The organism is Variovorax sp. GW821-FHT10D07, from assembly GCF_059415325.1.
This window is the reverse complement of sequence record NZ_JBWKMZ010000001.1, coordinates 784,667-806,381: the sequence shown is the minus strand read 5'-3', so window position 1 is coordinate 806,381 and position 21,715 is coordinate 784,667. Positions and strand designations below refer to the sequence as shown.

19 protein-coding genes and 1 pseudogene are annotated in these 21,715 nt (G+C 69.4%); 6 read left to right on the top strand and 14 right to left on the bottom strand.

The window, feature by feature from the left end:
• Window positions 1-254: 254 nt before the first annotated feature.
• Both AC07PU_RS03755 and AC07PU_RS03750 read right to left on the bottom strand, forming a co-directional pair.
• The gene (locus tag AC07PU_RS03755; RefSeq protein WP_093349719.1) at window positions 255-1,136 is read right to left on the bottom strand and encodes a PhzF family phenazine biosynthesis protein; all 882 of its coding nucleotides are present in this window, start codon (window positions 1,134-1,136) and stop codon (window positions 255-257) included.
• A 44-nt stretch (window positions 1,137-1,180) separates the two neighbouring features.
• The gene (locus AC07PU_RS03750; RefSeq protein ID WP_495315333.1) at window positions 1,181-2,356 is read right to left on the bottom strand and encodes a pyridoxal phosphate-dependent aminotransferase; all 1,176 of its coding nucleotides are present in this window, start codon (window positions 2,354-2,356) and stop codon (window positions 1,181-1,183) included.
• 193 nt (window positions 2,357-2,549) lie between these two features.
• Here AC07PU_RS03750 and AC07PU_RS03745 point away from each other — a divergent pair, with 193 nt between their 5' ends.
• Entirely contained in the window at window positions 2,550-4,019 is a 1,470-nt protein-coding gene (locus AC07PU_RS03745; protein ID WP_495315331.1) for an aminotransferase-like domain-containing protein, read from the top strand.
• Window positions 4,020-4,032: 13 nt separating this feature from the next.
• Here AC07PU_RS03745 and AC07PU_RS03740 read toward each other — a convergent pair whose 3' ends face one another.
• The 3 genes and pseudogenes from AC07PU_RS03740 to AC07PU_RS03730 form a co-directional block, all read right to left on the bottom strand.
• Entirely contained in the window at window positions 4,033-4,635 is a 603-nt protein-coding gene (locus AC07PU_RS03740; protein WP_495315329.1) for an NADPH-dependent F420 reductase, read from the bottom strand.
• A gap of 43 nt (window positions 4,636-4,678) precedes the next feature.
• A complete protein-coding gene (locus AC07PU_RS03735; protein WP_495315812.1) occupies window positions 4,679-5,332 on the bottom strand; it encodes a zinc-binding dehydrogenase in 654 nt (217 codons plus the stop codon).
• A gap of 3 nt (window positions 5,333-5,335) precedes the next feature.
• Window positions 5,336-5,491, bottom strand: a pseudogene (locus AC07PU_RS03730) (alcohol dehydrogenase catalytic domain-containing protein); the annotation flags it as partial.
• Window positions 5,492-5,523: 32 nt separating this feature from the next.
• On the opposite strand from AC07PU_RS03730, the gene AC07PU_RS03725 reads away from it, so the two are divergent.
• On the top strand, window positions 5,524-5,913 hold the full coding sequence (locus AC07PU_RS03725; protein ID WP_495315810.1) for a TetR family transcriptional regulator C-terminal domain-containing protein: 390 nt from the start codon (window positions 5,524-5,526) through the stop codon (window positions 5,911-5,913).
• 39 nt (window positions 5,914-5,952) lie between these two features.
• On the opposite strand, the gene AC07PU_RS03720 is transcribed toward AC07PU_RS03725, so the two are convergent.
• Window positions 5,953-6,876 carry a LysR substrate-binding domain-containing protein gene (locus AC07PU_RS03720; protein WP_495315327.1) on the bottom strand — a complete coding sequence of 308 codons (924 nt, stop codon included), beginning with the start codon at window positions 6,874-6,876 and terminating at the stop codon, window positions 5,953-5,955.
• A 123-nt stretch (window positions 6,877-6,999) separates the two neighbouring features.
• Between AC07PU_RS03720 and AC07PU_RS03715 the strand changes: the two genes are divergently transcribed.
• Window positions 7,000-10,599 (top strand): ABC transporter ATP-binding protein/permease, encoded by a 3,600-nt coding sequence (locus AC07PU_RS03715; protein ID WP_495315325.1) that lies wholly within the window; start codon window positions 7,000-7,002, stop codon window positions 10,597-10,599.
• Window positions 10,600-10,725: 126 nt separating this feature from the next.
• On the opposite strand, the gene AC07PU_RS03710 is transcribed toward AC07PU_RS03715, so the two are convergent.
• From AC07PU_RS03710 to AC07PU_RS03675, 8 genes are all read right to left on the bottom strand, one after another.
• Window positions 10,726-11,277, bottom strand: a complete 552-nt coding sequence (locus tag AC07PU_RS03710) for a hypothetical protein (RefSeq protein WP_495315323.1) — start codon at window positions 11,275-11,277, stop codon at window positions 10,726-10,728.
• A gap of 49 nt (window positions 11,278-11,326) precedes the next feature.
• Entirely contained in the window at window positions 11,327-11,818 is a 492-nt protein-coding gene (locus AC07PU_RS03705) for a DUF3304 domain-containing protein (RefSeq protein ID WP_495315321.1), read from the bottom strand.
• A 50-nt stretch (window positions 11,819-11,868) separates the two neighbouring features.
• The gene (locus tag AC07PU_RS03700) at window positions 11,869-12,513 is read right to left on the bottom strand and encodes an HD domain-containing protein (RefSeq protein WP_495315319.1); all 645 of its coding nucleotides are present in this window, start codon (window positions 12,511-12,513) and stop codon (window positions 11,869-11,871) included.
• A 275-nt stretch (window positions 12,514-12,788) separates the two neighbouring features.
• Window positions 12,789-13,484, bottom strand: coding sequence for a TonB family protein (locus AC07PU_RS03695; protein ID WP_495315317.1), 696 nt, complete (start codon window positions 13,482-13,484; stop codon window positions 12,789-12,791).
• Entirely contained in the window at window positions 13,481-13,840 is a 360-nt protein-coding gene (locus tag AC07PU_RS03690; protein ID WP_495315315.1) for an ExbD/TolR family protein, read from the bottom strand. Before AC07PU_RS03690 ends, AC07PU_RS03695 begins: the two co-directional genes overlap by 4 nt.
• A 4-nt stretch (window positions 13,841-13,844) precedes the next feature.
• Window positions 13,845-14,285 (bottom strand): TonB-system energizer ExbB, encoded by a 441-nt coding sequence (exbB, locus tag AC07PU_RS03685; protein WP_093349691.1) that lies wholly within the window; start codon window positions 14,283-14,285, stop codon window positions 13,845-13,847.
• Window positions 14,286-14,306: 21 nt separating this feature from the next.
• The gene (locus AC07PU_RS03680) at window positions 14,307-16,031 is read right to left on the bottom strand and encodes a ShlB/FhaC/HecB family hemolysin secretion/activation protein (protein WP_495315312.1); all 1,725 of its coding nucleotides are present in this window, start codon (window positions 16,029-16,031) and stop codon (window positions 14,307-14,309) included.
• Between the two features lie 70 nt (window positions 16,032-16,101).
• The gene (locus tag AC07PU_RS03675) at window positions 16,102-19,275 is read right to left on the bottom strand and encodes a GLUG motif-containing protein (RefSeq protein ID WP_495315310.1); all 3,174 of its coding nucleotides are present in this window, start codon (window positions 19,273-19,275) and stop codon (window positions 16,102-16,104) included.
• 269 nt (window positions 19,276-19,544) lie between these two features.
• Between AC07PU_RS03675 and AC07PU_RS03670 the strand changes: the two genes are divergently transcribed.
• The 3 genes from AC07PU_RS03670 to AC07PU_RS03660 all read left to right on the top strand — a co-directional run bounded on the left by AC07PU_RS03670 (window position 19,545) and on the right by AC07PU_RS03660 (window position 21,711).
• Window positions 19,545-20,426, top strand: a complete 882-nt coding sequence (locus AC07PU_RS03670) for a substrate-binding domain-containing protein (RefSeq protein WP_495315308.1) — start codon at window positions 19,545-19,547, stop codon at window positions 20,424-20,426.
• Window positions 20,427-20,517: 91 nt separating this feature from the next.
• Complete coding sequence (locus tag AC07PU_RS03665) at window positions 20,518-21,198, top strand: M24 family metallopeptidase (protein ID WP_495315306.1); 681 nt, start codon at window positions 20,518-20,520, stop codon at window positions 21,196-21,198.
• A 12-nt stretch (window positions 21,199-21,210) separates the two neighbouring features.
• Complete coding sequence (locus AC07PU_RS03660; RefSeq protein WP_495315304.1) at window positions 21,211-21,711, top strand: guanylate cyclase; 501 nt, start codon at window positions 21,211-21,213, stop codon at window positions 21,709-21,711.
• Window positions 21,712-21,715: the final 4 nt, after the last annotated feature.

The window sequence follows — 21,715 nt, the reverse complement described above, 5'->3', positions numbered from 1 at the left end:
GAATGAAAACAGGAAATTGCCTGCAAAACCAATTGCAGACAGCCGAGATCCTATTCATTCATTCATCTTTATGGGTCGCATCGAAAAACAAAACCGCGTAATACGATTAATTCTCCAAGCCAATCCTTAGAATCATTAGCTGGCGCTAATTCAATTAAAAATCAGCTCCGCAGCCTGGAAATTTCCAGGCACGGGCTCCGCGGTGCTCATCGACGCAGGACGCGCAAATCCGCTGGGCGGCGCGCCAGCCAGGGCTACAGCGCGAGCGTGCCTTCCACGCAGCTCACGCAGGCACCGCCCACGCGCACCTTGCCGTGGGCATCGACGCGCACCTTCACGCGCCCATCGCGTCCCACGCAGCGCCCCTGCGCGGCCACGTAGGCGATGCCGTCGGGCGGCAACAGGCCGCGTTCCCACTGGAAGGCCGCCGCGCTGGCATTGCCGCTGCCGCAGACGGGGTCTTCCTCGACCCCGCTCGAGGGTGCGAAGGCCCGGACCTCCATCGCCACCTCGCCTTGCGCATAGCGGCCGTACACGATGAGGCCGGTGACGCCGAGGCGGCGCTCGAAGGCCGCGAGCCGCGCGAAGTCGGGCCGCAGGTCGATCACCGTGGCCGCGTCGGCCAGCGGCAGCACGACCCAGCGCGGGCCCACGTCCACGATGGCCGGCGCGGCCTCGGGGTTCGGCTGGCGGCCCAGGATGCGCCCGAGCTCCGCGAGGTCGTCGGCCGCCAGCGGCGCCAGTTGCGCGGAGGGCAGGGCGAAGGCCAGCTCGCGGCCCTCGGGGCCGTCCTCCACCGTCACGTCGACGAGGCCCACGCCGCACTGCTGCACCAGCCGGCCGCCGTCGCGCAGCGTGCCGCGTCCGGCTTCGAGGAAGGCATGCGCGCTGCCCAGGGTCGGATGACCGGCGAAGGGCAGTTCGTTGCGCGGCGTGAAGATGCGCAGGCGATAGTCGGCCTCGGGCACGGTGGGCGGCAGCACGAAGGTGGTTTCCGAGAGATTGGTCCAGCGCGCGATGGCCTGCATGGCCTCGGTGTCCAGGCCGTCGGCGTCGAACACCACGGCCACGGGATTGCCGGCCAGCGGCGTGGCTGTGAAGACGTCGACCACGGTGTAGCGATGGGGTTGTTTCATGCGGGGCTCCAGGGGATGTCGGTGCGTGGGTCAGTGTCGTGGATTCACTTCGCTGCGGCGTCCAGCACCGCCGAAAGGGCGGACAGCGCCGGCGCCAGGCGGTCGGGCGGCAGGTAGCCGAAGCCCAGGCGAAAGACGCGCTCGCTCTCGCCGAACCAGGCGCCCGAGGCCAGCTGCAGTTCGTGCCGCGGCAGCAGGTCCCAGAAGCGCGAGACGGCCGCGTCGTCGAAGCGATCGGCGCGCAGGCGCAGGCAGCACAGCGCGCCGCCGTCCGGGCGGATCCATTCGATGCGCTCGCGCTCGGCCTCGCACCAGGCCGCCAGTGCCGCGAGGCCTTCGGCGAGCAGCCGGCGGCGCGGCGCGAGCACGGGCTCGCGATGGCGCAGCAGCGCGGTGGCCAGCGCCTCGTCGAGCACCGAACCCGAGATCACGGTGTTCATCTTGGCCACGACCAGCCGCGCGCGCAGGTCCGCATCGGGCACCGTGAGCCAGCCGGTGCGCAGGCCCGGCGCGCCCAGCGCCTTCGACACCGAGGCGCCCGTGACGATGCGCGGATGCAGCGCGGCCAGGCTTTCCGGCACGGCCTCGTCGCCGTAGCCGGCCTCGCGGTAGGTCTCGTCGATGAACAGGATGGCCTGCGGCACCTGGCGCTGCAGCAGCGCGAGCAGTTGCTCGATGGCGGCGCGCGGCGTGCGCACGCCGCTCGGGTTCTGCGGCGAGGCGAGGCTCACGAGCCTCGTCTTCGGCGACAGGCTGGCCGCGATCGCGTCCAGGTCGAGCCGGTAGCCGTTCTCGAAGCGCAGCCCGACCTCGCGCACGGTGACACCCGCGCCGCGCAGGCAGTCGCGGCTCGGTGGAAAGCAGGGCGTCACGAGCACCGCTTCGTCGTCGGGCCGGCAGACCTCGAAGGCCAGCAGGAACAGCCCGAGCGCCGTGCCCTGGGTCGTGACGATCTGCTCGGCCGGCACGCCGCAGGCCTTGGCGATCTCCTCGCGCAGTTCGACCGAGCCGGCCGAGCGGCCATAGCCCAGCTTCAGGCCGCGCAGGGTTTCGAGCCCGGCCATGTCGAGCACGTCGCCGACCGTCAGGTCCTGCGAGGTGCTCTCGGCCAGGTTGAACGGCCGGTTCACGTCGAGCAGGGAAATGATCTCGTTGTAGGGAAAGCGGCCGCGCCACGCCGGCTGCGCCGCCGCGGGGGCTTCGTGTTCAAGCACTGTCATTCGTTTCCAGGTCGCCCGGGTGGGAGGGTCATCCAGAGCCCGGGGCGTATCGGGCAGCAGGGAATACGGGCCATGCTAGTGATCGCCGGGCCATCGGAACAGCCACAATTTCCGCGAAATCGGACCAGTACAGTTTGCGTGCCTTCGGAAGCCGGTTCGCCCACAATCGAACCTCGTCATGCACGAGCTCCCCATGAACACAGGCACCCTTCAGCGCAACAGGCAAACGGCCGGCAACATGCCCGCACCCCATCGCTACGAGCAGCTCGCGGAACTCATCGTCGACACGATCGACAACGGCACGCTCGCGTCCGGCGAGCGCCTGCCGTCGGTGCGCGCGGTCAGCGAGCAGCACGGCATCAGCATCTCGACGGTGCTGCAGGCCTACCGCCTGCTCGAAGACCGCGGCGTGCTGGTCGCGCGGCCGCAGTCGGGCTTCTACGTCGCCGCCACGCAGGGCGGAACGCTGGCGCTGCCCTCGGCCTCGCGCCTGCGTTCGAAGGCCTCGACCGTGTCGATCAGCGGCGCCGTCGCGGCCCTGCTCGAGCACGCCTCCAACCCGGCGCTCGTGCCGCTGGGCTGCGCGGTGCCCGACGCGGCCCTGCTGCGCTCCCACCGGCTCGACCTCGCGCTCGCGCGTGCCGCGCGCCAGCATGGCGATCGCCACAACGTCTACGGCACGCCGCGCGGTGACCCGCGGCTGCGCCGCGAGATCTCGCGGCGCGCGATGCGCATCGGGCATGCGCTCTCGCCCGACGACGTGGTCATCACCAACGGCTGCACCGAAGCCTTCACGCTCGCGCTGAGCGCCGTCGCCAGGCCCGGCGACACCATCGCGGTGGAGTCGCCGACCTACTTCGGCTTTCTCCACACGCTCGAGGTGCTCGGCCTCAAGGTGCTGGAGCTGCCCACCGATCCCGTCGAGGGCATCCACATCGGGGCCTTCGCGCGGCTGCTCGATGCCGCTCCGGTGGCGGCCTGCCTGCTGTCGTCGAGCTTCAGCAATCCGCTGGGCGTGTCGATGCCCGATGCACGCAAGCGCGAACTGCTGGCCTTGCTCGCGCGGCACGACGTGCCGCTGATCGAGGACGATGTCTACGGCGACATCCACTTCGCGCGCGAGCGACCCACGCCCTTCATCGCGCTCGACGACGGCGCGAACACCCTCTACTGCAGCTCATTCTCGAAGAGCCTCGCACCCGGCTACCGCGTGGGCTGGATCGCGCCCGGCAAGTACGCGCAGCAGGTGGTCGACCGCAAGCTCGCCTTCAGTCTCTGCAGCCCCGTGCTGCCGCAGGTCGCGCTCGCGGACTTCCTGGCCAGCGGCGCCTACGACGCGCACATGCGCCGATTGCGCCGCCTGCTCGAAGAAAACCTGCGGCACCTGACCCGCGCCATCGAGGCGAGCTTTCCGGCCAAGACACGCGTCAGCCGGCCCGCCGGAGGCTTCGCGCTGTGGGTCGAACTGCCGCGCGGCTTCGACTCGCGCGCGCTGTTCGACGCGGCGCTCGAGCTCGGCATCTGCTTCGCGCCGGGGGATGTCTTCTCGGCGAGCCGGCGCTTTCGCAACTGCCTGCGACTGAGCGCCGGCTGGAGCTGGAGCGAGCGGATCGAGGAGGGGGTTCGGCGGCTGGGGACACTGGCTCGCCGACAACACATCTGAATGTCGGCGGCCCTCAGCCTCGACGCAGCAGATCGAGGCCGGAGAACGGACCGCGCCCTTGCTGCAGCCTGCCGCCGGTCGACAAGCCCCCGAGCTCGATCGACACCCAACCCACGGTGGCGATCATCGACGCCACCTGCGCATTCGCATCCACGTGATCGCCCGACACGAAGATCACGCGTCGCCCGCCCTGCTGTTGCGGGTCTTCCGCGAGCAGTGCCGCCGGCAGCGTGTTGAAGGCCTTGACCAGCCTGGCGCCCGGAACGAGATCCGCCACGATCTCGCTCGAGCTGCGGCCACGAAGGTCGGCGACGACGAGCTGGCCGTTCCTCTCCAGGTACGGGTTGCTGGTGTCGATGACGATTTTTCCGGCCAGCGATCCCAGGGTCGGCAGGGCCTCGGGAAGATGACTCCATCGGAGTGCCAGGACCACCGTCGGTTCGGCGGCGGCCTCGGCTGCCGTGCCAGCGCGTGCCTTGGGGCCGAGCTGCCCGACGAGGTCGGCCAGCGAATCCGGCCCCCGGCTGTTGGCGAGGACGACCTCGTAGCCGGCCCGCGTGAACTGCGCCGCGAGCGCCTTTCCGATCCTGCCCGCTCCAATGATTCCGATGGCCATGGGTCCGTGTCCTTCCACTGTCGTGATTGAAACTGTCAGCGCGTCAAGGAATGAGAACGACCGAGCCCATGACTTCGCGCGCCGCGATGGCGCGGTGGGCCGCGGCGGCGTCCTTCAGCGGGTAGCTGCGATCGATGGCGGCGGTGATGCGGCCCGACCTGAACGCATCGAACAGCGCGTCGGCGCCCGCCAGCAAGGCTTCGCGGGTCATCAGGCAGTGGGAGGACGACAGCCCCGTGAGGAACAGCGAGCCCTTGGCCATCAGGAGGCTGGCATCGACGGGCGGCGTCGGGCCCGAACTGAAGCCGAAGCTCACCATCGATCCCAACGGCCGCAGGCAATCGAGCGACGGCAGGAATGTCTTCCGGCCGACGCCGTCGTACACGACATCGACGCCCTGGCCCGCCGTCAATTCGAGCACCCGGGCCACGAAATCTTCCTCGCTGTAGTCGATGACCTCGTCGCAACCGTTGGCGCGGGCCACGGCCATCTTGCCGGCCGAACCGACCGTGCCGATCACGCGCGCGCCGAGCGACCTGGCCCATCGGCATGCGATATGCCCCACGCCGCCCGTGGCGCCGTGATAGAGGAGGGTGTCGCCCGCCGCGATCGGCCGCGCCTTGAACAGCAGGCACCAGGCGGACAAGCCCTTGGACAGGATGGCGGCGACCTGCCGATCGTCGATGTCGTCCGGCACGGCGATGACATGGTCCGCCTGCACCAGGCACTCCTGCGCATAGGTTCCGCTGGCGCTGCGATAGGCGACGCGGTCGCCCGGCGCGATGTCCGTGACCTCCGCGCCGACCGCGACGACCACGCCGACGCCCTCGGTGCCGGGCACGAACGGCATCGGCGCGGGAAGAACGCCCGCGACGTGCCTTCGAGCACCTGTCCCATATCGAGGAGCGCAGCCGGGTCGCGGGCCCCGCCGATGCGCTGGTCGAGGAGATGCGCCATGCGGTGCGCACGCGCACCGATCCCCGTTACGTGCCCCTCGAACTCGAGATCCTGGCCGAGTCCGCCCGGAACAGGAGCGTGGCGAAGTTCTTCCAGCGCGCCGATCGAGCGATCCACGAAAAGATCGAAGGCGTCGTCAAGGCGATTCCGTCGTCCCGCGGGCTCTCCGCGGCCGAGCTGGAAGCGACCATCGACGTGATCGTTGCCATGTCCGACGGCCTGGTGTTCCGGGCCGTCGGCAATCCGAAGATGAACAAGGAGGAGGTCGGGAAGCTCATGCAGAGGGTCGTGCGATTCCTGGTGGAGGATCGGAAGTCCTGATGCGGCATCCGACGCGGTGGATCGCGCCGCCGCCAGGCGTCACCACGCAGGAGCGCGCCGCCCCTCCTCGGCGAGGAACTCGACCAGCGTCGGCAGCGACGCATCCATCGGCCGGTTGGCACGCACGCGCATCACGTAGCCCCATGAGCCGGCCATGCGCAGGCCCGGCGTCAGCGCCACCAGCCGGCCGCGCGCCAGTTCCTCGTCGACCAGCGGCGCGCGGCCCAGCGCGATGCCCACGCCCGCGGCGGCGGCCGCCACCACGGTGCTCAGGCCGCTGAGCACCAGCGGGTCGTGGCCCGCGCCGTCGGGCAGGCCCAGCCGGGGGCGCCAGGTGCGCCAGTCGGTCTCGGGGCTGTCGATGTGCTTCTCCTCGAGCCAGCGGTGGCGCGCGAACACGCGCGGGTCATCGCGTTCGGCGGGCTCGACCAGCGCGGGGCTGCACACCGGCACCACGGTCTCGGTCATCAGCGGGATGTCGCCCGGCGCCGCGAGATGCGGGCCCAGCGCGCGCACGTGCAGGAACGCGAGGTCGATGTCCTGCGCGTCCCATGCGGGGTCCTGGCTGGCATGCAGGAACAGCTGGATGTCGATGTCGGGATGCAGCTCGATGAAGCGCCCGATCCGCGGCGCCAGCCACAGCGCCGCGAGCGAGGGATTGGCCGAGATGTTGAGGCTGTTGCGCCGCCGGCCATGGGCACCGGCGCGCGTGTCGCGGCAGGCGGTCTCGAGCAGGGTCAACGCCTGTTGCACCGACACCAGCAGCGCGGCGCCGGCCTCGGTGGTTCGCGCGCGGCGCACCGTGCCGCCGCGATGCAGCAGGGTCACGCCGAGGTCTTCCTCGAGCGCGCGCAGCTGGTGGCTGATGGCGCTCTTCGTGACGTGGAGTTCGGACGCGGCGCGGCTCAGGCTGCCCAGTCGGGCAACGGCTTCGAAGGCGCGCAAGGCAGCCAGTGGTGGCATGGGGGAGGGTGGAGCGGCAAAGGGTGCAATCTATCTCAACCCAGGATTGAAAAACCATCGCTTTCGCCGCGTGGCGCGATGCATGACGATGACGGCCTTACAGGAAGAACCGATCGCACCACCATGTATTTCGATATTCGACTTTGGCAATTGACGGCGGGCCTGCGCCTGCGCATGGCGGGGGGCATCGTGCTCGGCCTGCTGGCGCTGGCGGCCGGCATCGCGCGCTATGTGTTCCTCGGCCAGCTGCTGGCGCGCGTGTTCGACGGCGCGCCCTACGGCGACTGGATCGCACCGGCGGCCTGGGTGGGCGCGATGGTGCTGCTGCGCGCGCTGTTCGACCATCTGCGCACGGTGCAGGCCAACCGCGCCTCGGCCGAAGTGCAGCAGGCGCTGCGCGCGCGGCTGTACGACCGCATCGTGGCACTGGGCCCGGCCTGGTTCGCCAACCAGCGCACCGGCGGCGTGATGCTGACGGTGGTCGATGGCGTGGAACAGCTGCAGACCTTCTTCGGCCAGTACCTGCCGCAGGTCGTGATCGCGGCCGCGGCACCGTTCGCCATCTTCGCGGTCATCGCCTTCTGGGACCTGCCGACCGCGCTCGTCTTCCTGGTCGCGGCGCTGTTCGCGCTGTTCGGGCCGATGGCCGTCCACATGCTCGACAGCCGCGCGAGCCTGGCGCGCACGCGCTCGCTCAATGCGTTCGGCGAGGAGTTCCTCGATGCCGTGCAGGGCCTGCCCACGCTGAAGTCCTACGGCCAGGGCAAGGCCTGGGGCGAGCGCCTCGCGGCCCGGGCGCGCAAGCTCTCGGACAACACCTTCTGGGTGCTGTCGGTGAGCCTGCTGACGCGCGGCATCAGCGACCTCGGCGTGGCACTCGGTGCCGCGCTGGCGCTCACGGTGGGCGCCTGGCGCGTGACGGCCGGCGACATGAGCGTGGAGGCCCTGCTGATCGTGCTGATGGCCGGCACCGAGATCTTCCGTCCGCTGCGCGAGCTGCGCTCCGTGCTGCACCGGGGCATGCTGGGCCAATCGGCCGCGGCGAGCATCCACGCGCTGATGGATGCGCAAGCGCCGACCGCTTCGCCCGACACGGCGCCGAACGCCGCCGGGCCCGCGCATCTCGCGCCCACCATCGAATTCGACGGCGTGGCCTTCTCCTATTCGCCGCAGCGCGCGGCCCACCAGGGCCTGTCGTTCCGCATCGCGGCTGGCGAGCGCGTGGGCATCGTGGGCCCGAGCGGGGCCGGCAAGTCCACCATCGTGCGGCTGCTGCTGCGCGAGTTCGTGCCGCAGGCGGGCACGGTCCGCGTGGGCGGCCACGACGTCAACGGCCTGGCCACGCAGACCCTGCTGGGCCACATGGCGCTGGTGAGCCAGGACATCACGCTGTTCCACGGCACGCTCGACGACAACCTGCGCCTGGGGCGGCCCGATGCCACCCACGAGCAGGTGCGCGCCGCGGCGCGGGCCGCCAACATCGACGACTTCATCATGGCGCTGCCGCAGGGCTACGCCACCCAGGTCGGCGAACGCGGCCTGCAGCTCTCGGGCGGCCAGCGCCAGCGCGTGGCGATCGCGCGCGCCCTGCTGCGCGACGCGCCGATCCTGATCCTCGACGAGGCGCTGTCCTCGGTCGACACCGAGAACGAGGCGCTGATCCAGCAGGCGCTGGACCGCCTGATGGTCGGCCGCACCACGCTGATCCTCGCGCACCGCCTGGCCAGCATCATCGGCGCCGACCGCTGCCTGGTGCTGGACCAGGGACGCGTGGTCGAAGAAGGCCGGCATGCGGTGCTGATGCAGCAGCGGGGCCTCTACCACCGCCTGATGCACGAACAGGCCGTGGGCCTGGCCGGCGCTGCGCCCGCGCCCGTCGAAGCGCAGGCTGCATCGGCACGGCGCGTTGCCGCGGAAGAGGAGGGCGATCGCGGCCCCGCGCTGCGCCCGCTCGATGCCGATGCCGAGAAGGTCGGCTGGAAGGCCACGCTCGCCACGCTGCTGTCGGTGGTGCGGCCCTGGCGCGGCACGCTGATCGCCACCATCCTGTTGGGCGTGGCGCGCGTCGCGGCCTTCATCGGCGTCGGCGTGCTCAGCGCGCTGGTGGTGGCCGCGATCCGCGACGACCGCGACACCTCGGCGCTGATCGTCGGCCTGCTGGTCGCGGCGCCGCTGGCCGCGCTGTTCCACTGGCTCGAGTCGTGGCTGGCCCACGCCATGGCCTACCAACTGCTGGCCGACATGCGCGTCAAGCTCTACGACAAGCTCGAGCGGCTGGCGCCGGCCTACCTGCTGCAGCGCCGCTCGGGCGACCTGGTCGCGCTGGCCACGCACGACGTGGAGATGGTCGAGTACTTCTACGCCCACACCATCGCGCCCGCCATCGTCTCGGTGCTGGTGCCGCTGTCGGTGCTGGGCTTCCTCGCGCTCTACAGCTGGCCCGTGGCGCTGGCTCTGCTGCCGTTCCTGGCCTATGCGCTGGTGTCGCCGATCCGGGGCCGCCGCCAGGTCGATGCGCTCGGCGACCGCGCCCGCCATGCGCTGGGCGAGATGAGCGCCCATACCGCCGAGACCATTCAGGGCCTGGCCGACCTGACCGCCTTCCAGGCCACCAGCCGCCGCCGCGCGCAGTTCCTCGAGGTGGCGGACCGCAGCCGCGCGCGGCGCCTGGACATCCTGAACGACCTGTCGCGCCAGACCGCCTGGTTCGAGATCGCGATGGGCCTCGGCGGCCTGGCCGTGGCCGTGGTCGGCGCGCTGCAGGTCGCGAGCGGCGCCTTGCCGGCCGGCATGCTGCCGCTGCTGGTGCTGATCGCGCTCGCCACCTTCCTGCCGGTGTCGGAGATCTCGCAGGTCAGCCGCCAGCTCGCCGACACCATCGCGGCCACGCGCCGCCTGCACGTGGTCGAGAGCGAGCCCGAGCCCGTGGTCGACGGCCCGCTGCCGCCGCCGACGGCCACCCACGGCCTGTCGCTGGCCTTCGAGCGCGTCTGCTTCGCCTATCCGGGCAAGGCGCGGGACACCCTGCACGAGCTCGGCTTCGAGGTGCCGGCCGGCGCCACCGTGGCCGTGGTCGGTGCCTCGGGCGCCGGCAAGAGCACCGTGGCCAGCCTGCTGCTGCGCTTCTGGGATCCGCGCCAGGGCAGCGTGAAGCTCGACGGCGTGGACGTGCGCGAGCTGCGGCTCGACGGCCTGCGCGAACGCGTCGCGCTGGTGTCGCAGGACACCTACCTGTTCAACGACACGCTCGAGGCCAACATCCGCCTGGCACGCCCCGATGCCAGCGGCGAGGAACTCGCGCTCGCGCTCGACCGCGCCGCCCTGACGGACTTCGTGCGCACCCTGCCCGAGGGCCTGGCCACGCGCGTCGGCGAACGCGGCATGCAGCTGTCGGGCGGCCAGCGCCAGCGCATCTCGATCGCGCGCGCCTTCCTCAAGAACGCACCGGTGCTGATCCTCGACGAGGCCACCTCGCACCTCGACACGCTGTCGGAGCTGCAGGTGCGCGGCGCGCTCGATGCGCTGATGCAGCACCGGACCACGCTCGTGATCGCGCACCGGCTGTCGACCATCCGCGATGCCGACCTGATCCTCGTGCTGGAGAACGGCACGCTGGTGGAAGCCGGCACGTACGACGAACTGCTGCGGCGGCAGGGCGTGTACGCGAAGCTCGCGAGCCACCAGGGGGCGGGGGCCGTGCAGCAGCAGTGGGCGCGGGCGTGAGAAGAGGGAAGAGGGCGCGCCGCGGCATGCAGGCTCGTCGCGAAATGAAAGAACCGCGCCATCGGAACGCGGACTATCGGGTGAATGCCGGAAGGGGCGCTCTCCAGCCGGCGTGAGGGCGCCGAACTAGCGCCCCAGTTCGATCACTTCGTAGCCCTTGGCGTTCGGCCGAACGCTGTCGATCGCTTCGGTGCCGCCCGGCTTGTCGCCGTCGACGAAGCGCTGGATCAGATAGCGATGCGCCGTCTCGAGCCGGCCACCGGGCGGGAACACCAGCAGGGTTTCGGTCTTGCCCAGGTACAACCAGCGCGGCGCATGGCGCTCGGCGAAATCGAAACGCTGGAAGCGCTGCCCGGCCGCGTCGTGGACCATGACCATGCCGCGCGGATAGCCGGCCGACATGAAATCCCCCATCACCACCAGCGCGCGGCGCGTCCGGCCGGCACAGCGGATGCGGACCTCCGAACCGCGCGAGTCCTCGGCCTCGCCATCGAACAGCAGCCGCTTGGACGCCTTGCCTTCGCGCAGGTGGTAGACATGGGAGTTCGCGATGGCATCGGTACGCGAGACTTCGACGACCCGCGGCGCGCCGGGCGCGCCCAGATCGCAAGACAGGGACGTGCCGGCGAACGCCAAGGCGGGACCGAGCAGGCTCAAGCCAAGGGCGAGGCGGATCATTGCGGGGCCTTCATGGCGTTGCTGCGCGACCCGCCTCGTTCATGCCGTCTCAAAACTTGAAGCCCGCGGGTTTCCGGGGCCCGCGCGGGCCCGGATAGTCAGGCACATAGGCGTCAGAATTGCTGATGACCAGCCGAACCTCGTTGCCGGGCAGGAAGTGCACGTTCATTGTCGACCCGGTGCGGTCATAGCGGTCGATCGGCACGGTCTTCTCGTGCCACGCCTCGTTCAGCGGTCCCTTGGGATCGGAGTTGCTCGTCCTCCAGCGCACGACCGCGGTCAGGCCGGGTGTCCATTGCCGCGGGTACACGATGCAGCACACGAAGCTGCCGCCGCCCCCATAGGCGAATGCGTTGGCGCCGAACTGGCCGTTGACCCAGTACTCGTGGATGTAGTCCGGCGTGTGGTTGTAGGCGCTCAGGTTCGCCGTGGCCTTGACGGACGCGGCGGTCTTTGCGTTCACGCCCGGACTGTCGGGGGCGGCTTGCGCGCAAGCGGCCATCGAAATTCCCAGCACCAGCCCTGTGATCGTCGTATGCATGCGCGCGATTCTCGTGCAGCGCGCTGGAAAACAGGGAAGAGGACGGCGCCTCAGCCATGCCACTTCGACGCATGGATGATGTTGCACATGTCCGCGCGATGGAAATGCGGATCCTTGTGCGCCAGCACGTCGTCGTTGAAGGTGCCGAAGGTGCTGTCGGGACGATGCTTGAGCCCCTGGTAGAAGGCCTCGATGATCCCGTGCTTGAAATCGGCCTCGCGCGGAAAGGCGCGCACGACCGCCTCGCGCTGCGCGTCGCTGTAGTCGTCGTAGCCACGGCCGGCCACGTCCATGCCGGCACCCGCCTGCACGAGCGCGATCTCCGCGCGCATGAACTGGGGGATGCCCGGCGTCGTGTGCAGCGCGACCGCATTCCACACCGTCTCGATGTCGCGCTCGGAAATCCCGTGCCCTTGCAGGAAATCGCGCGCGGCGTTCGCGCCGTCCACCTCGAAGCGCAGCTGGCTGGTCTGGTAGCGCGCGGTCAGGCCGATGTCATGGAACATGGCGGCCGCATAGAGCAACTCGGGGTCGTACTTCAAGCCCTTGCGATCGCCCGCCAGCACACCCCAGCAGTAGACGCGGGCCGAGTGATGAAAGAGCAGATCGCTTTCGGTGTCGCGGATGAACTGGGTCAGCTCGCGCGCGAGCCTGCTGTCGGGGATGCGGATGCCGGCGATGTCGTGGGGTGCCATGGGGTATCTCGAGTCGGTGGTCTGGCGCGAAAGCGGTGGGAACCGATCATGGACGGAACATCGTCCGCTGGGAATTGGCATCTCTGCAATGGCCTGTTGCAGCCCATTCAATATCCCGGAACACAAGACCCGGCCGCACAACCCGAGCGCCTCCCGTGCACAGGGCAGCGGGTGCTTCCCGCAGCGAAATCAAGGAGGAGGCCGAAGGCCGGGGGACATTCGCGGAGGGAAGTACCCGCTGTCCTGTGCACGCGCCCCGAACAGCAAGCCAAGGATCATTGCCGCTCCTGAACGAACCCGATAGCGATCGCCACCTCCATCCGCCGCGGTGGTTTCTCGAACGGCGCGCCGGCCTGCGCCGCCCGCATCGCGCTCTCGTCGAGCACCGGGTAGCCGCTGCTCTTCGCCACCGCCAGCGAGCCCGACAGGATGTTGCCTTCCTCGGTCAGCGTGAAGCGGATCGTCGGCGCGCCGACATAGCCGGCCTCGCGCGCCTCGGCCGGGTAGACCAGCTTGCCCTGGATCGCCTTGCGCAGCCCCGCGAGGTACTTGCGCAGGGCATCCGCGCCATCGTCGCGTGCGCGCACGGTCTGCTGCATGCGGTCTTCCTCGGCGGCATTCGCGACTGGCGGCGGCGCGGCCACCTGCTGCTGCGGCTCCGGCGAGGCGCGCACGGGCTCTTCGGCGCGTGCCACCTGCACCGGGCTCGGCGCGACCTGGCGCGGCACCGGCGCCCGCTCGCGCGTCTCCTTTCGCGCCACCGGCTTCGGCTGCGGCGTCGGAGGGGGCTGCTCCGCAGGCCGTGCCACCTGCTGCTGCTCGACCTGGCGGTTGCTCACCATGCCCAGCAGGTCGACCACCAGTTGCTCGCGCAACGGCGGCGCCGCCTCGGGCCGCGCGCGCACCAGCCACGGCAGCACCAGTGCCGCATGCAGCAGCACCGAGAGGCCGAGGCCGATCGCGAACCTCATCGCGTCGTCGGTTCCGTCTGCACGGCCACCTTGGCGAAGCCCAGCTGCTTCAGCACATCGGCCACGTCGATGAAGCGCTGCAGCTGCACCGTGCGGTCGGCGCGCAGCAGGAAGGGCGTCTGCTTGTCCAGCGCGGCGAGCCGGGTCTTGAGCGTGTCGGCGTTCAGGGCCTCGCCGCCGAAGTGGATCGTGCCCGCCGCATCGATCACGATGGTCTGCGTCTGCGAGGTGTCCGCTGGGCTCGCGCTGGCCTGCGGCAGGTTGACCGGAATCCGCCCGCTCGCGATGAAGCTCGAGGTCGTCAGCACGATGGTGAGCAGCACCAGCATGATGTCGACGAAGGGGAGCATGTTCATGCTGTCAATCGGCTTTTCGGTCACGCGCGATCTCCCATTCGAGGATCAACACCTGCACCTTGCGCAGCAGCGTGTTGTAGAGCACCACCGACACCAGCGCCACCCCCAGGCCCACGGCCGTGGCCTTCAGCGCGAGCGCGAGGCCGACCATGATCTTGCCGGTGTCGATGGAGGCGTCCTGGCCCATGTTGTAGAAGGTCAGCATGATTCCGAACACGGTGCCCAGCAGGCCCAGGTAGGGCGCGTTGCTCGCCACCGAGGCGATGACGAAGAGCTTGCGCGTGAGCACCAGCTCGAGCGACTTGATGTCGCGGATCGCGTGGGTGTCGATGCGGCTGTAGAGCCAGGCGCGTTCGATGCCGATCGCGACCACGAAGACGCTCAGCACCACCAGCAGTCCGATGACGCCGTAGTCGATGGCGCCGGCGAGCCAGTTCATGTTCATTCCGTGCTCCTCGTTGATGCGTCAGAACAGCACGCCGGCCTGCACCAGCACGCGCGTGCGGCTCTCGCGCGCGATCTCCTGCGGCCGCGAGCCGATGGCGCGCGCGACCTGCAGTCGCCCGAACAGCGCGCCGTAGCGGGCCTGGTAGCCCACGCCCACGTCCGACAGGCGCACGCCGTTGCGCGTCGTGTAGTCGGCGTTCTGCAGCCAGGCGCGGCCGAGGTCGGCGAACACGCCCACCGAATGCGTGAGCCCTTCGGGCGCGGGCAGTGCATAGCGCAGCTCGGCATTGAGCAGGTAGCCGTTGTCGCCGCTCACCCATTCGCGGTACGCCTTCACGCCGTTGGGGCCCGAGATGCTCATCTGCTCGCTGCCGTCGAGGTTCTTGTTGCGCAGCGCCTTCTGCAGGCTCAGCGCGCCGCTCGCGGTCCAGCCCTTGGCGAACTCCATGTTGGCGGCGAGCCGCAGGTTCAGGTGCGCGAAGTCGCCGGCCGTGTCGGCACCGGCCCGGTTGAGCGCCGCCTGCGCGGGGTTGTCGATGTCGAGGTGGCCGTAGCTGAATCCGGCGCTGACGCTGGTGTAGCCCGGCCGGCCCAGCAGCTGGCCCCAGCGCTCGTGCTGCACGGCGAAGGTCGCGACCCTGGTGGTCTTGCGGTCGACGCTCTCGACCGCGCCCACCTCGTCGCGCAGATGCCGCTGCGCGAGATTCAGGCTCAGCGACAGGTTCTGCTCGCGGCTGCGCAGCAGCGGATAGCTCAAGGTGGCCTCGACCGTGCGTGCGCGGCCTTTGGCCTCGAGGTCGTCGTAGTCGCCGCCCAGGTGATAGGTGGTGCGCGCGGCGGCAAGCTCCAGCCGCAGGCCGCTCGCGGTCAGCGGAAAGCCGTAGGCCACGCGGGCGTTGTCGAGGCCGCCGCCTTCTGTGCCCATCAGGTTGAGGCTCAGCCGGTCGGCGATGCCGAAGGGCGAGTTGATGTCGAGACCCGCGCTCAGCCGGTTCTTGCCGGTGTAGAGCGAGCCCTGGTTGTCGACCAGCACATAGCCCGCGAGGCGCTTGCCTTCACCCACCTCGGCATCGAAGTCCGAGCTGCCCGGCGCTTCGCCCGGCGAGATCGTGAGGCGGGGCAGGGTGGCGCCGGGCATGTCGCCGACCAGCAGCATCGCGCGCTCGAGCTGCGCGCGAGACACCGGCTGGCCCGCCTGCAAGGGCGCGAACGCATCGGCCACGGTCGCGTCGCGCACCAGCGAGCGGTTCTTGAGCGTGAGCTTGCCGTAGCTGCCGATCAGGACCCGGATCGTCAGCGTGCCGGCGCTTGCGTCCTGCCGCGGCACGTAGGCGCGCGCCACCAGATAGCCGCGGTCGCGCAGCAGCGCCGTGACCCGGCCCGCGGCCTGCTCGATCTCGGCCATCGACAGCGCGCGGCCGCGGTAGGTATCGAGCGCGGCCTGCAGCTCGGCGGGCGGAATCTCGTCGGCACCCTCGACCTTGAAGTCGCGCACCGTCAGCGTCTCGCCGGCCGGCAGCGCCAGCGGCCGCTCGGGCTGCTCCACGATCACCGGCGCGGGCGGCTGGCTAGTGGTGCCCGGCGGGCGCGGCGGCTGGGCTTCGCGCAACGCATCGCCGCTGCCGTAGTTGGGAATGGGCGCCACCTGGGCATGGCCACTGGTGGCGAGCGTGCAGAGCACCGAGAAGGCGGCGAGCGCGGGATGCGCCCGGCGTGAGGACGAGACGGGACGAAGGGGATTCATGTCGCAACGGGAACGGAGAGGAGAAGGGGAGGCGGGACCGGCCAGGCCGTCCCGCCGCGGGGCGGCGATGTCAGCGCGGCGTCGACGGCTGCGCCGCGGGCGCCTTGGCGCCTTCGTCCTCGAGTTCGAAGACCTTGCCGTCGATCTCGATGCGTTCCACGTTGGCGGAGAAGCTGCGCCGGTCGGCGAAGACGATGTTGTCGGCCAGTGCCGCGGCCCGTTGCGTCAGGCTTGCCGTGGTCTGGACGGCGGGGCGTTCCGGCTGGCGCTGGGCCTCCGAGCTCGTGGCGGCCGCGAGACGCGAACCCGTTTGCGCGCGTTCCTGCAGTGCCGCGGCACGCGCTGCGGCTTGCGCGGCGGCGACGGCGGCCGCCTGCGCTTCGGCGGCGGCCTGCGCCGCGGCCTCGCTCGATGCACGGGCGGCTGCTTCTGCAGCGGCTTGTGCCGCCGCGGCTGCGCGGGCCGCCGCTTCGGCTGCCGCTTGCGCCGCTGCTTCGGCCGCTGCATCGCGGTAGGTGCTGTTGGTGATGGTGCCCGAGCCTGTGTTGTTCCCGATCAGGCGGCCCGTGGTGTCGTTGCCGTGGATGACCGACCCGGTGGCATGCGAGTTGTCGACGTTGCCATCCTGCATGCGGCCCACCAGCCCGCCGGTGAAGTCGTAATCGGCGCCGCCCGTCACGTTGCCGCTGGCGCGCGAATTGAGGACCGAGCCACCGTCCATCTGCCCCACCAGACCCCCGGCCGCGTAGGAGCCGAACACGTTGCCGCTCGAGAAGGAGTCCGTGATGAGGCCCGAGTTGCCGCCGACCAGGCCGCCCGCGATCTCGCCCCTGACATTGCCCGTGGCATGCGATCCGGCGATGGTGCCGCTGTTCCCGCCGACCAGGCCGCCCACGCCGGCGCTGACCGGCCCGCCGTTCACGTCGCCGGTGGCATAGGAGTTGGTGATTCTCGCGTCGGGACCTCCATTGCTGCCGACCAGTCCGCCCACCGAAGCGCCGAAACCCGTGACGACGCCGCTCGCATGCGAGCCCGAGATGGTGCTGGCGTTGTTCCAGCCCACCAGGCCGCCGACGTTCTGCGAAGCGTTGCTCGCGCCGCCTCTCACATTGCCGCTGGCATAGGAGTCGACGATGCTGGCACCCCCGAGGTTTTGTCCGGCCAACCCGCCGACGTTGGAGTCTCCGCCCGTCACGTTGCCCGTGGCGTAGCTGTTGGTCACGGACGCGGTGGCGCCGCTGTTGATGCCGACGAGGCCGCCGACGGAGCTTGCGTTGTCCGACACCGACACGTTGCCCGTGGCGTGGGAGTCGGCGATGGTGCCGTTGATGTTGCCGCCGACCAGCCCGCCGATGTTTCCGTTGAGCAGGCCGGCGCTGGTGTCGGTGACCACCGAGACGTTGCCGGTGGCGCTCGAGCGAAGAATCTTGTAGGTCGCGCCGAAGTTCCTGCCCACCAGTCCGCCGATGTAGCTGAAGCCGCCCGTGTAGCGTGTCGATGCGCTCACGGCAGCGGTCGAGAAGGAGTCCGAGATGATGCCGTTGCCGACGATGAACTCCCCGGTGTCGGGGTTGAAGCTGGTCCCGTTGTATCCCACCAGGCCGCCCACGTTGACGACGCCCTGCACCTTCCCGGTGACGTAGGCGTGGCTGATGCCGCCGCCGAAGTTTTCCCCGACCAGTCCGCCGACCCGGCCATAGCCGCTGACGTCGACGCCGATCAGGCCGATGTCGCGGATCGTGCTGCCGACCTGCGCCGTGCCGATCAGGCCGACCGGCGTTTGCAGGTAGTCGTTGTGCACCGGCTCCAGGATGGTCAGGTTGCTGATGGTGTGGCCCAGGCCCGCCAGGGTGCCCGAGAGCGAGGACACCACCGTGTTGTCATAGGTCTTGCCCGAGGCATCGAGATTCCCCGCGAGCGCATAGCGACCCGCCGCGTCACCACCCACATCGTCGATCTTCTCCAGGTCGCTCATGCTGTGGATCAGCGTGTAGGCCTGCCCGTTCATCGCGAGCGTCGCATTGGCGCCGCTCAGCGTGACCGACGCGCCCTGGCCCATGTCGATGCGGTAGTCACCACCGTAGTTGAGCTTCAGCCCCGCGCGCGCGCCCGTCGCGGTGATCGGCGCATCGATGCGCACGTCCTTGGCCGCGCTCAGCGTGAGCGCGGTGTTGGCCGACCAGTTCACGCCTTGGCCGACGTAGAGGTGGCCATCGGCGCCGTTCCCGCCCGTCGATGAAATCGCCACGTTGTTGCTGCCCAGCTGCCTGCCGAGCTGGGCACCGCTGATGTTCGCGCCCGCACCGACGGTGAAGGCATCGGAAGCCAGCGTCCATGTGCCGGTATCGCCGTTCGCGGCCTTGGTCGTGACCGCGGCGTCGTCCGCCACGCGCACGCTGCGGCCCGAGGTCTCGACGGTTCCGCCGCCGCCGGTCGCGGGCGAGGAGGCATCGAGCGTTCCGCCCACGTTGGCCGTGCCGCCGTCGGCGCGCAAGACGATGCGGCCCTTGAGATCGTCCATCGTGCGCGCCTGCACGATGCCCGTGTTGTTGACCTGGCTGCCCAGCAGTTCGTCGGCGGCCTTCGCGGTGAGGATCACCGTGCCGCCGTCGGCCTGGATGGCGCCCTTGTTCTCAATCAGCGCACCGAGCGCGCCTTCGTCGATGCTGAGGCTCACCAGCGAATCGCCGTTGAAGTTGAGGCTGATCTTCTCGCCGCTGCCCAGCGCCACCGTGCCCTTGGTGGCGACGATCACGCCCTGGTTCGACACCGAACGCCCGAGCAGCGCGACATAGCCGCCCGGGGCCGCGGTGAGCGTGCCCATGTTGATGACCGAACCGCTGCCGCCGTTGCCGCTGAACACATAGCGCCCGGCATTGAAGTCCGCGTCGCTGAGGTTCAGCGTGCTGGCCACGAGGCCGGCCGTGTTCACGCTGCTGCCGCGGGTGAACAGCACGCCGTTGGAGTTGATCAGGAAGACCTTGCCATTGGCATTGAGCGCGCCCTCGATCACGCTGCGTTCGTTGCCGACCACGCGATTGAGCGTGATCGCCGAGGCATTGGGCTGGTTGAAATTGACGGTTTCGCCGGCGGCGATGCCGAAGCCCTGCCAGTTGATGCTCGCGCGTTGCGTGCTCTGGTCGATGCGGGTCACGCTGCCCGCCTGGCCGATGGTGGCGCTGCCGCTGGTGACGATGCCGCCCTGCGGCGCGGCCGTGGCGATGGATGAATAAGAACAAAGCAACGCGTAAATGGCCGCGCATACTTTCGAACTCAATTCGGGAACATGGCCAGTGTATTTTTTCGTGGTCTTCTTCATTTGTTCACCTGTCTCGTTATATTTTTGAGAGTATAGCGTCCGTGATTTTTTTCGCGCCATAGGACGATTTACCGGCGCCAGAGCCTTCAATTCAATGCCTATGCATTACCCGAATGCTATGCAACCTATATGCAAGCCTATATAGCGCGAAAGATTCACACGCAGTCATTCATCCAATTCTTCGAGGAGATAACGTGAAAAAGCTTTCGATCAGAAAAATTACCCTGAGCGTTTCGGCATCGGTGCTGATGCTGGGTTCGTCCGCCACCTGGGCGCAGTCGATCACCGTGGCGGTGGCCGCGAATTTCCAGGGTGCGATGGTCCAGCTCGTCAATGCCTTCGGGGCCTCGGGCCTGCCGTTCTCGGGCAGCAGCTTCACCGTGACCTATGGCGCGACGGGCGACTTCCAGACGACGATCAACACCGCGCTGGCCGCGCCCGGCGGCACCACGCCCTATGACCTGTTCTTCGCGGCCGACGACACCACGCCGGCGGCCCTGCGCACCGGCCATCCCACCGTGGTGCAGGTGCCGTTCCGCTATGCCGAGGGCAAGCTGATCCTGTGGTCCAAGTACGGCCCGAACGTGAGCACCAGCGGTTCGAACGGCTTCACCAATCCCGCGAGCTACGCCTATGCGAACGGCCAGGTCGCGATCGCCAACCCGGTCACCGCGCCGTACGGCACCGCGGCCCAGCAGGTGCTCAGCCGCGTCAACGCCATCACCTACCCGGGTGGTGCCTACGACGCCAAGTTCGCCCAGTACACGACCATCGGCACCACCTACACGGCGGTGAACGCGAGCACCAGCGCCACGACCTATCCCAACATCGGCTTCGTCGCCAAGTCGCAGCTGTGCGACAGCAGCACCGGCGCCATCCGCACGCCGCTGACCGGCACCTACTTCGAGTACACGCCGGCCACGGTGAACGGCAACCCGCCGCATGACCGCCTGCTGCAGGACGCCGTGGCGATCCGCGGCCGCGCCGGCTCGACCAATGCCGCGGTCGACGCCTTCATCGCCTACGTGGGCAGCACGGCCGGTCGCGCGATCATCCTGAAGAACTGCTACATCTAGGGCAGAGGCATCGCCGGCGGGGCGGGATCGGGCATCGCTGTATTTTGTAAGATACAGCGACTGCCTCGATCCAGGCAGACGGATACCGCCGATGACCATGATGCTCCCCGAACTGCTCCGATCCGCCGTCACCGAGGCAGGGTTGCCATTGGCGGCCCTGCGGCGCGCACGCTCCCTGTCGCAGCGCGCGGTCCGACAGATCGCTGCGGGTATCCGGCCCGGCATGACGCATGCACAGGCCACGGCCCTGGCGGCGGCGACGCTGCAGGCGCTGGAGATGGAACGCAACTGGCATCCGGTCGCGATCCGCTTCGGCGAAGACACGCTCAAGACCGCCAGGGACGCGTCCGACCCGGCTCGCGTGCTCGGCGAACAGGACATCTTCTTCATCGACATCGGCCCCGTGTGGGAAGGCCACGAGGGCGACGCCGGCGAGACCTTCGTGGTCGGCGGTGATCCCCAGATGGAAGACTGCGCGAGAACCGTGCGCGCGATCTGGCAGGAAGTGAGTTCGCGCCTGTGCACCGAGGGCCTCGACGGCGAGGCGCTGTATGCCTACGCGACGCAGCGTGCGCAGGCCAGGGGATGGCGCCTCAATCTGGGCCTCCACGGGCACCGTGTGGGCGACTTTCCGCCTGCGATCCCTGCGGCCGGGCGCGGTCCGGGACTCTGGGTGCTGGAGATCCAGATCGCGCATCCGACGCGCCCGTTCGGCGCGTTCTACAAGGACCTGCTCATCGCGGACGAAGCGGTGCACGAAGCCACCTGCTAGCGCACACACCCGATGATGTCTACCTTGCCCACGCCACCGAGGCAACGACTCGAAGCCACCGCGGATTCGGTCCTGTCGCTCATCCAGGCGCAGGCCTTCGAGCATGCGCTGCGCGCCCTGAATGCGGCGGTTCCGCACCGCTTCACCGCCATCTTCAAGGTCGACGGCGATCAGGTCAGGAACGTGCTGCTGATCGACAAGCTGGAGCAACCACGGCCCGAACGCTTCGCCGTGTTTCCGCTGGCCGACAGCTTCTGCCGGTTCGTGCTGCGCGACGCGTTCCTTCACGTCGAGGACTCCTCCCAGGAGGCGCTGCTCGACGGCAGTCCCTACCAGGGAATGATCCGCGCCTACCACGCGGTCGCTCTGACGCTGCTCGATGCGCGGGTCGTCGGAACGCTGAGCCACTTCGACACCGCGCCGCAGAAACTCGACGACGCGGATTTCGGCCTGCTCGTGCTGGCCGCCCGGACGCTGCCCGACTACCTGGTGAACGCGGCGATCTGGGACTAGCGCG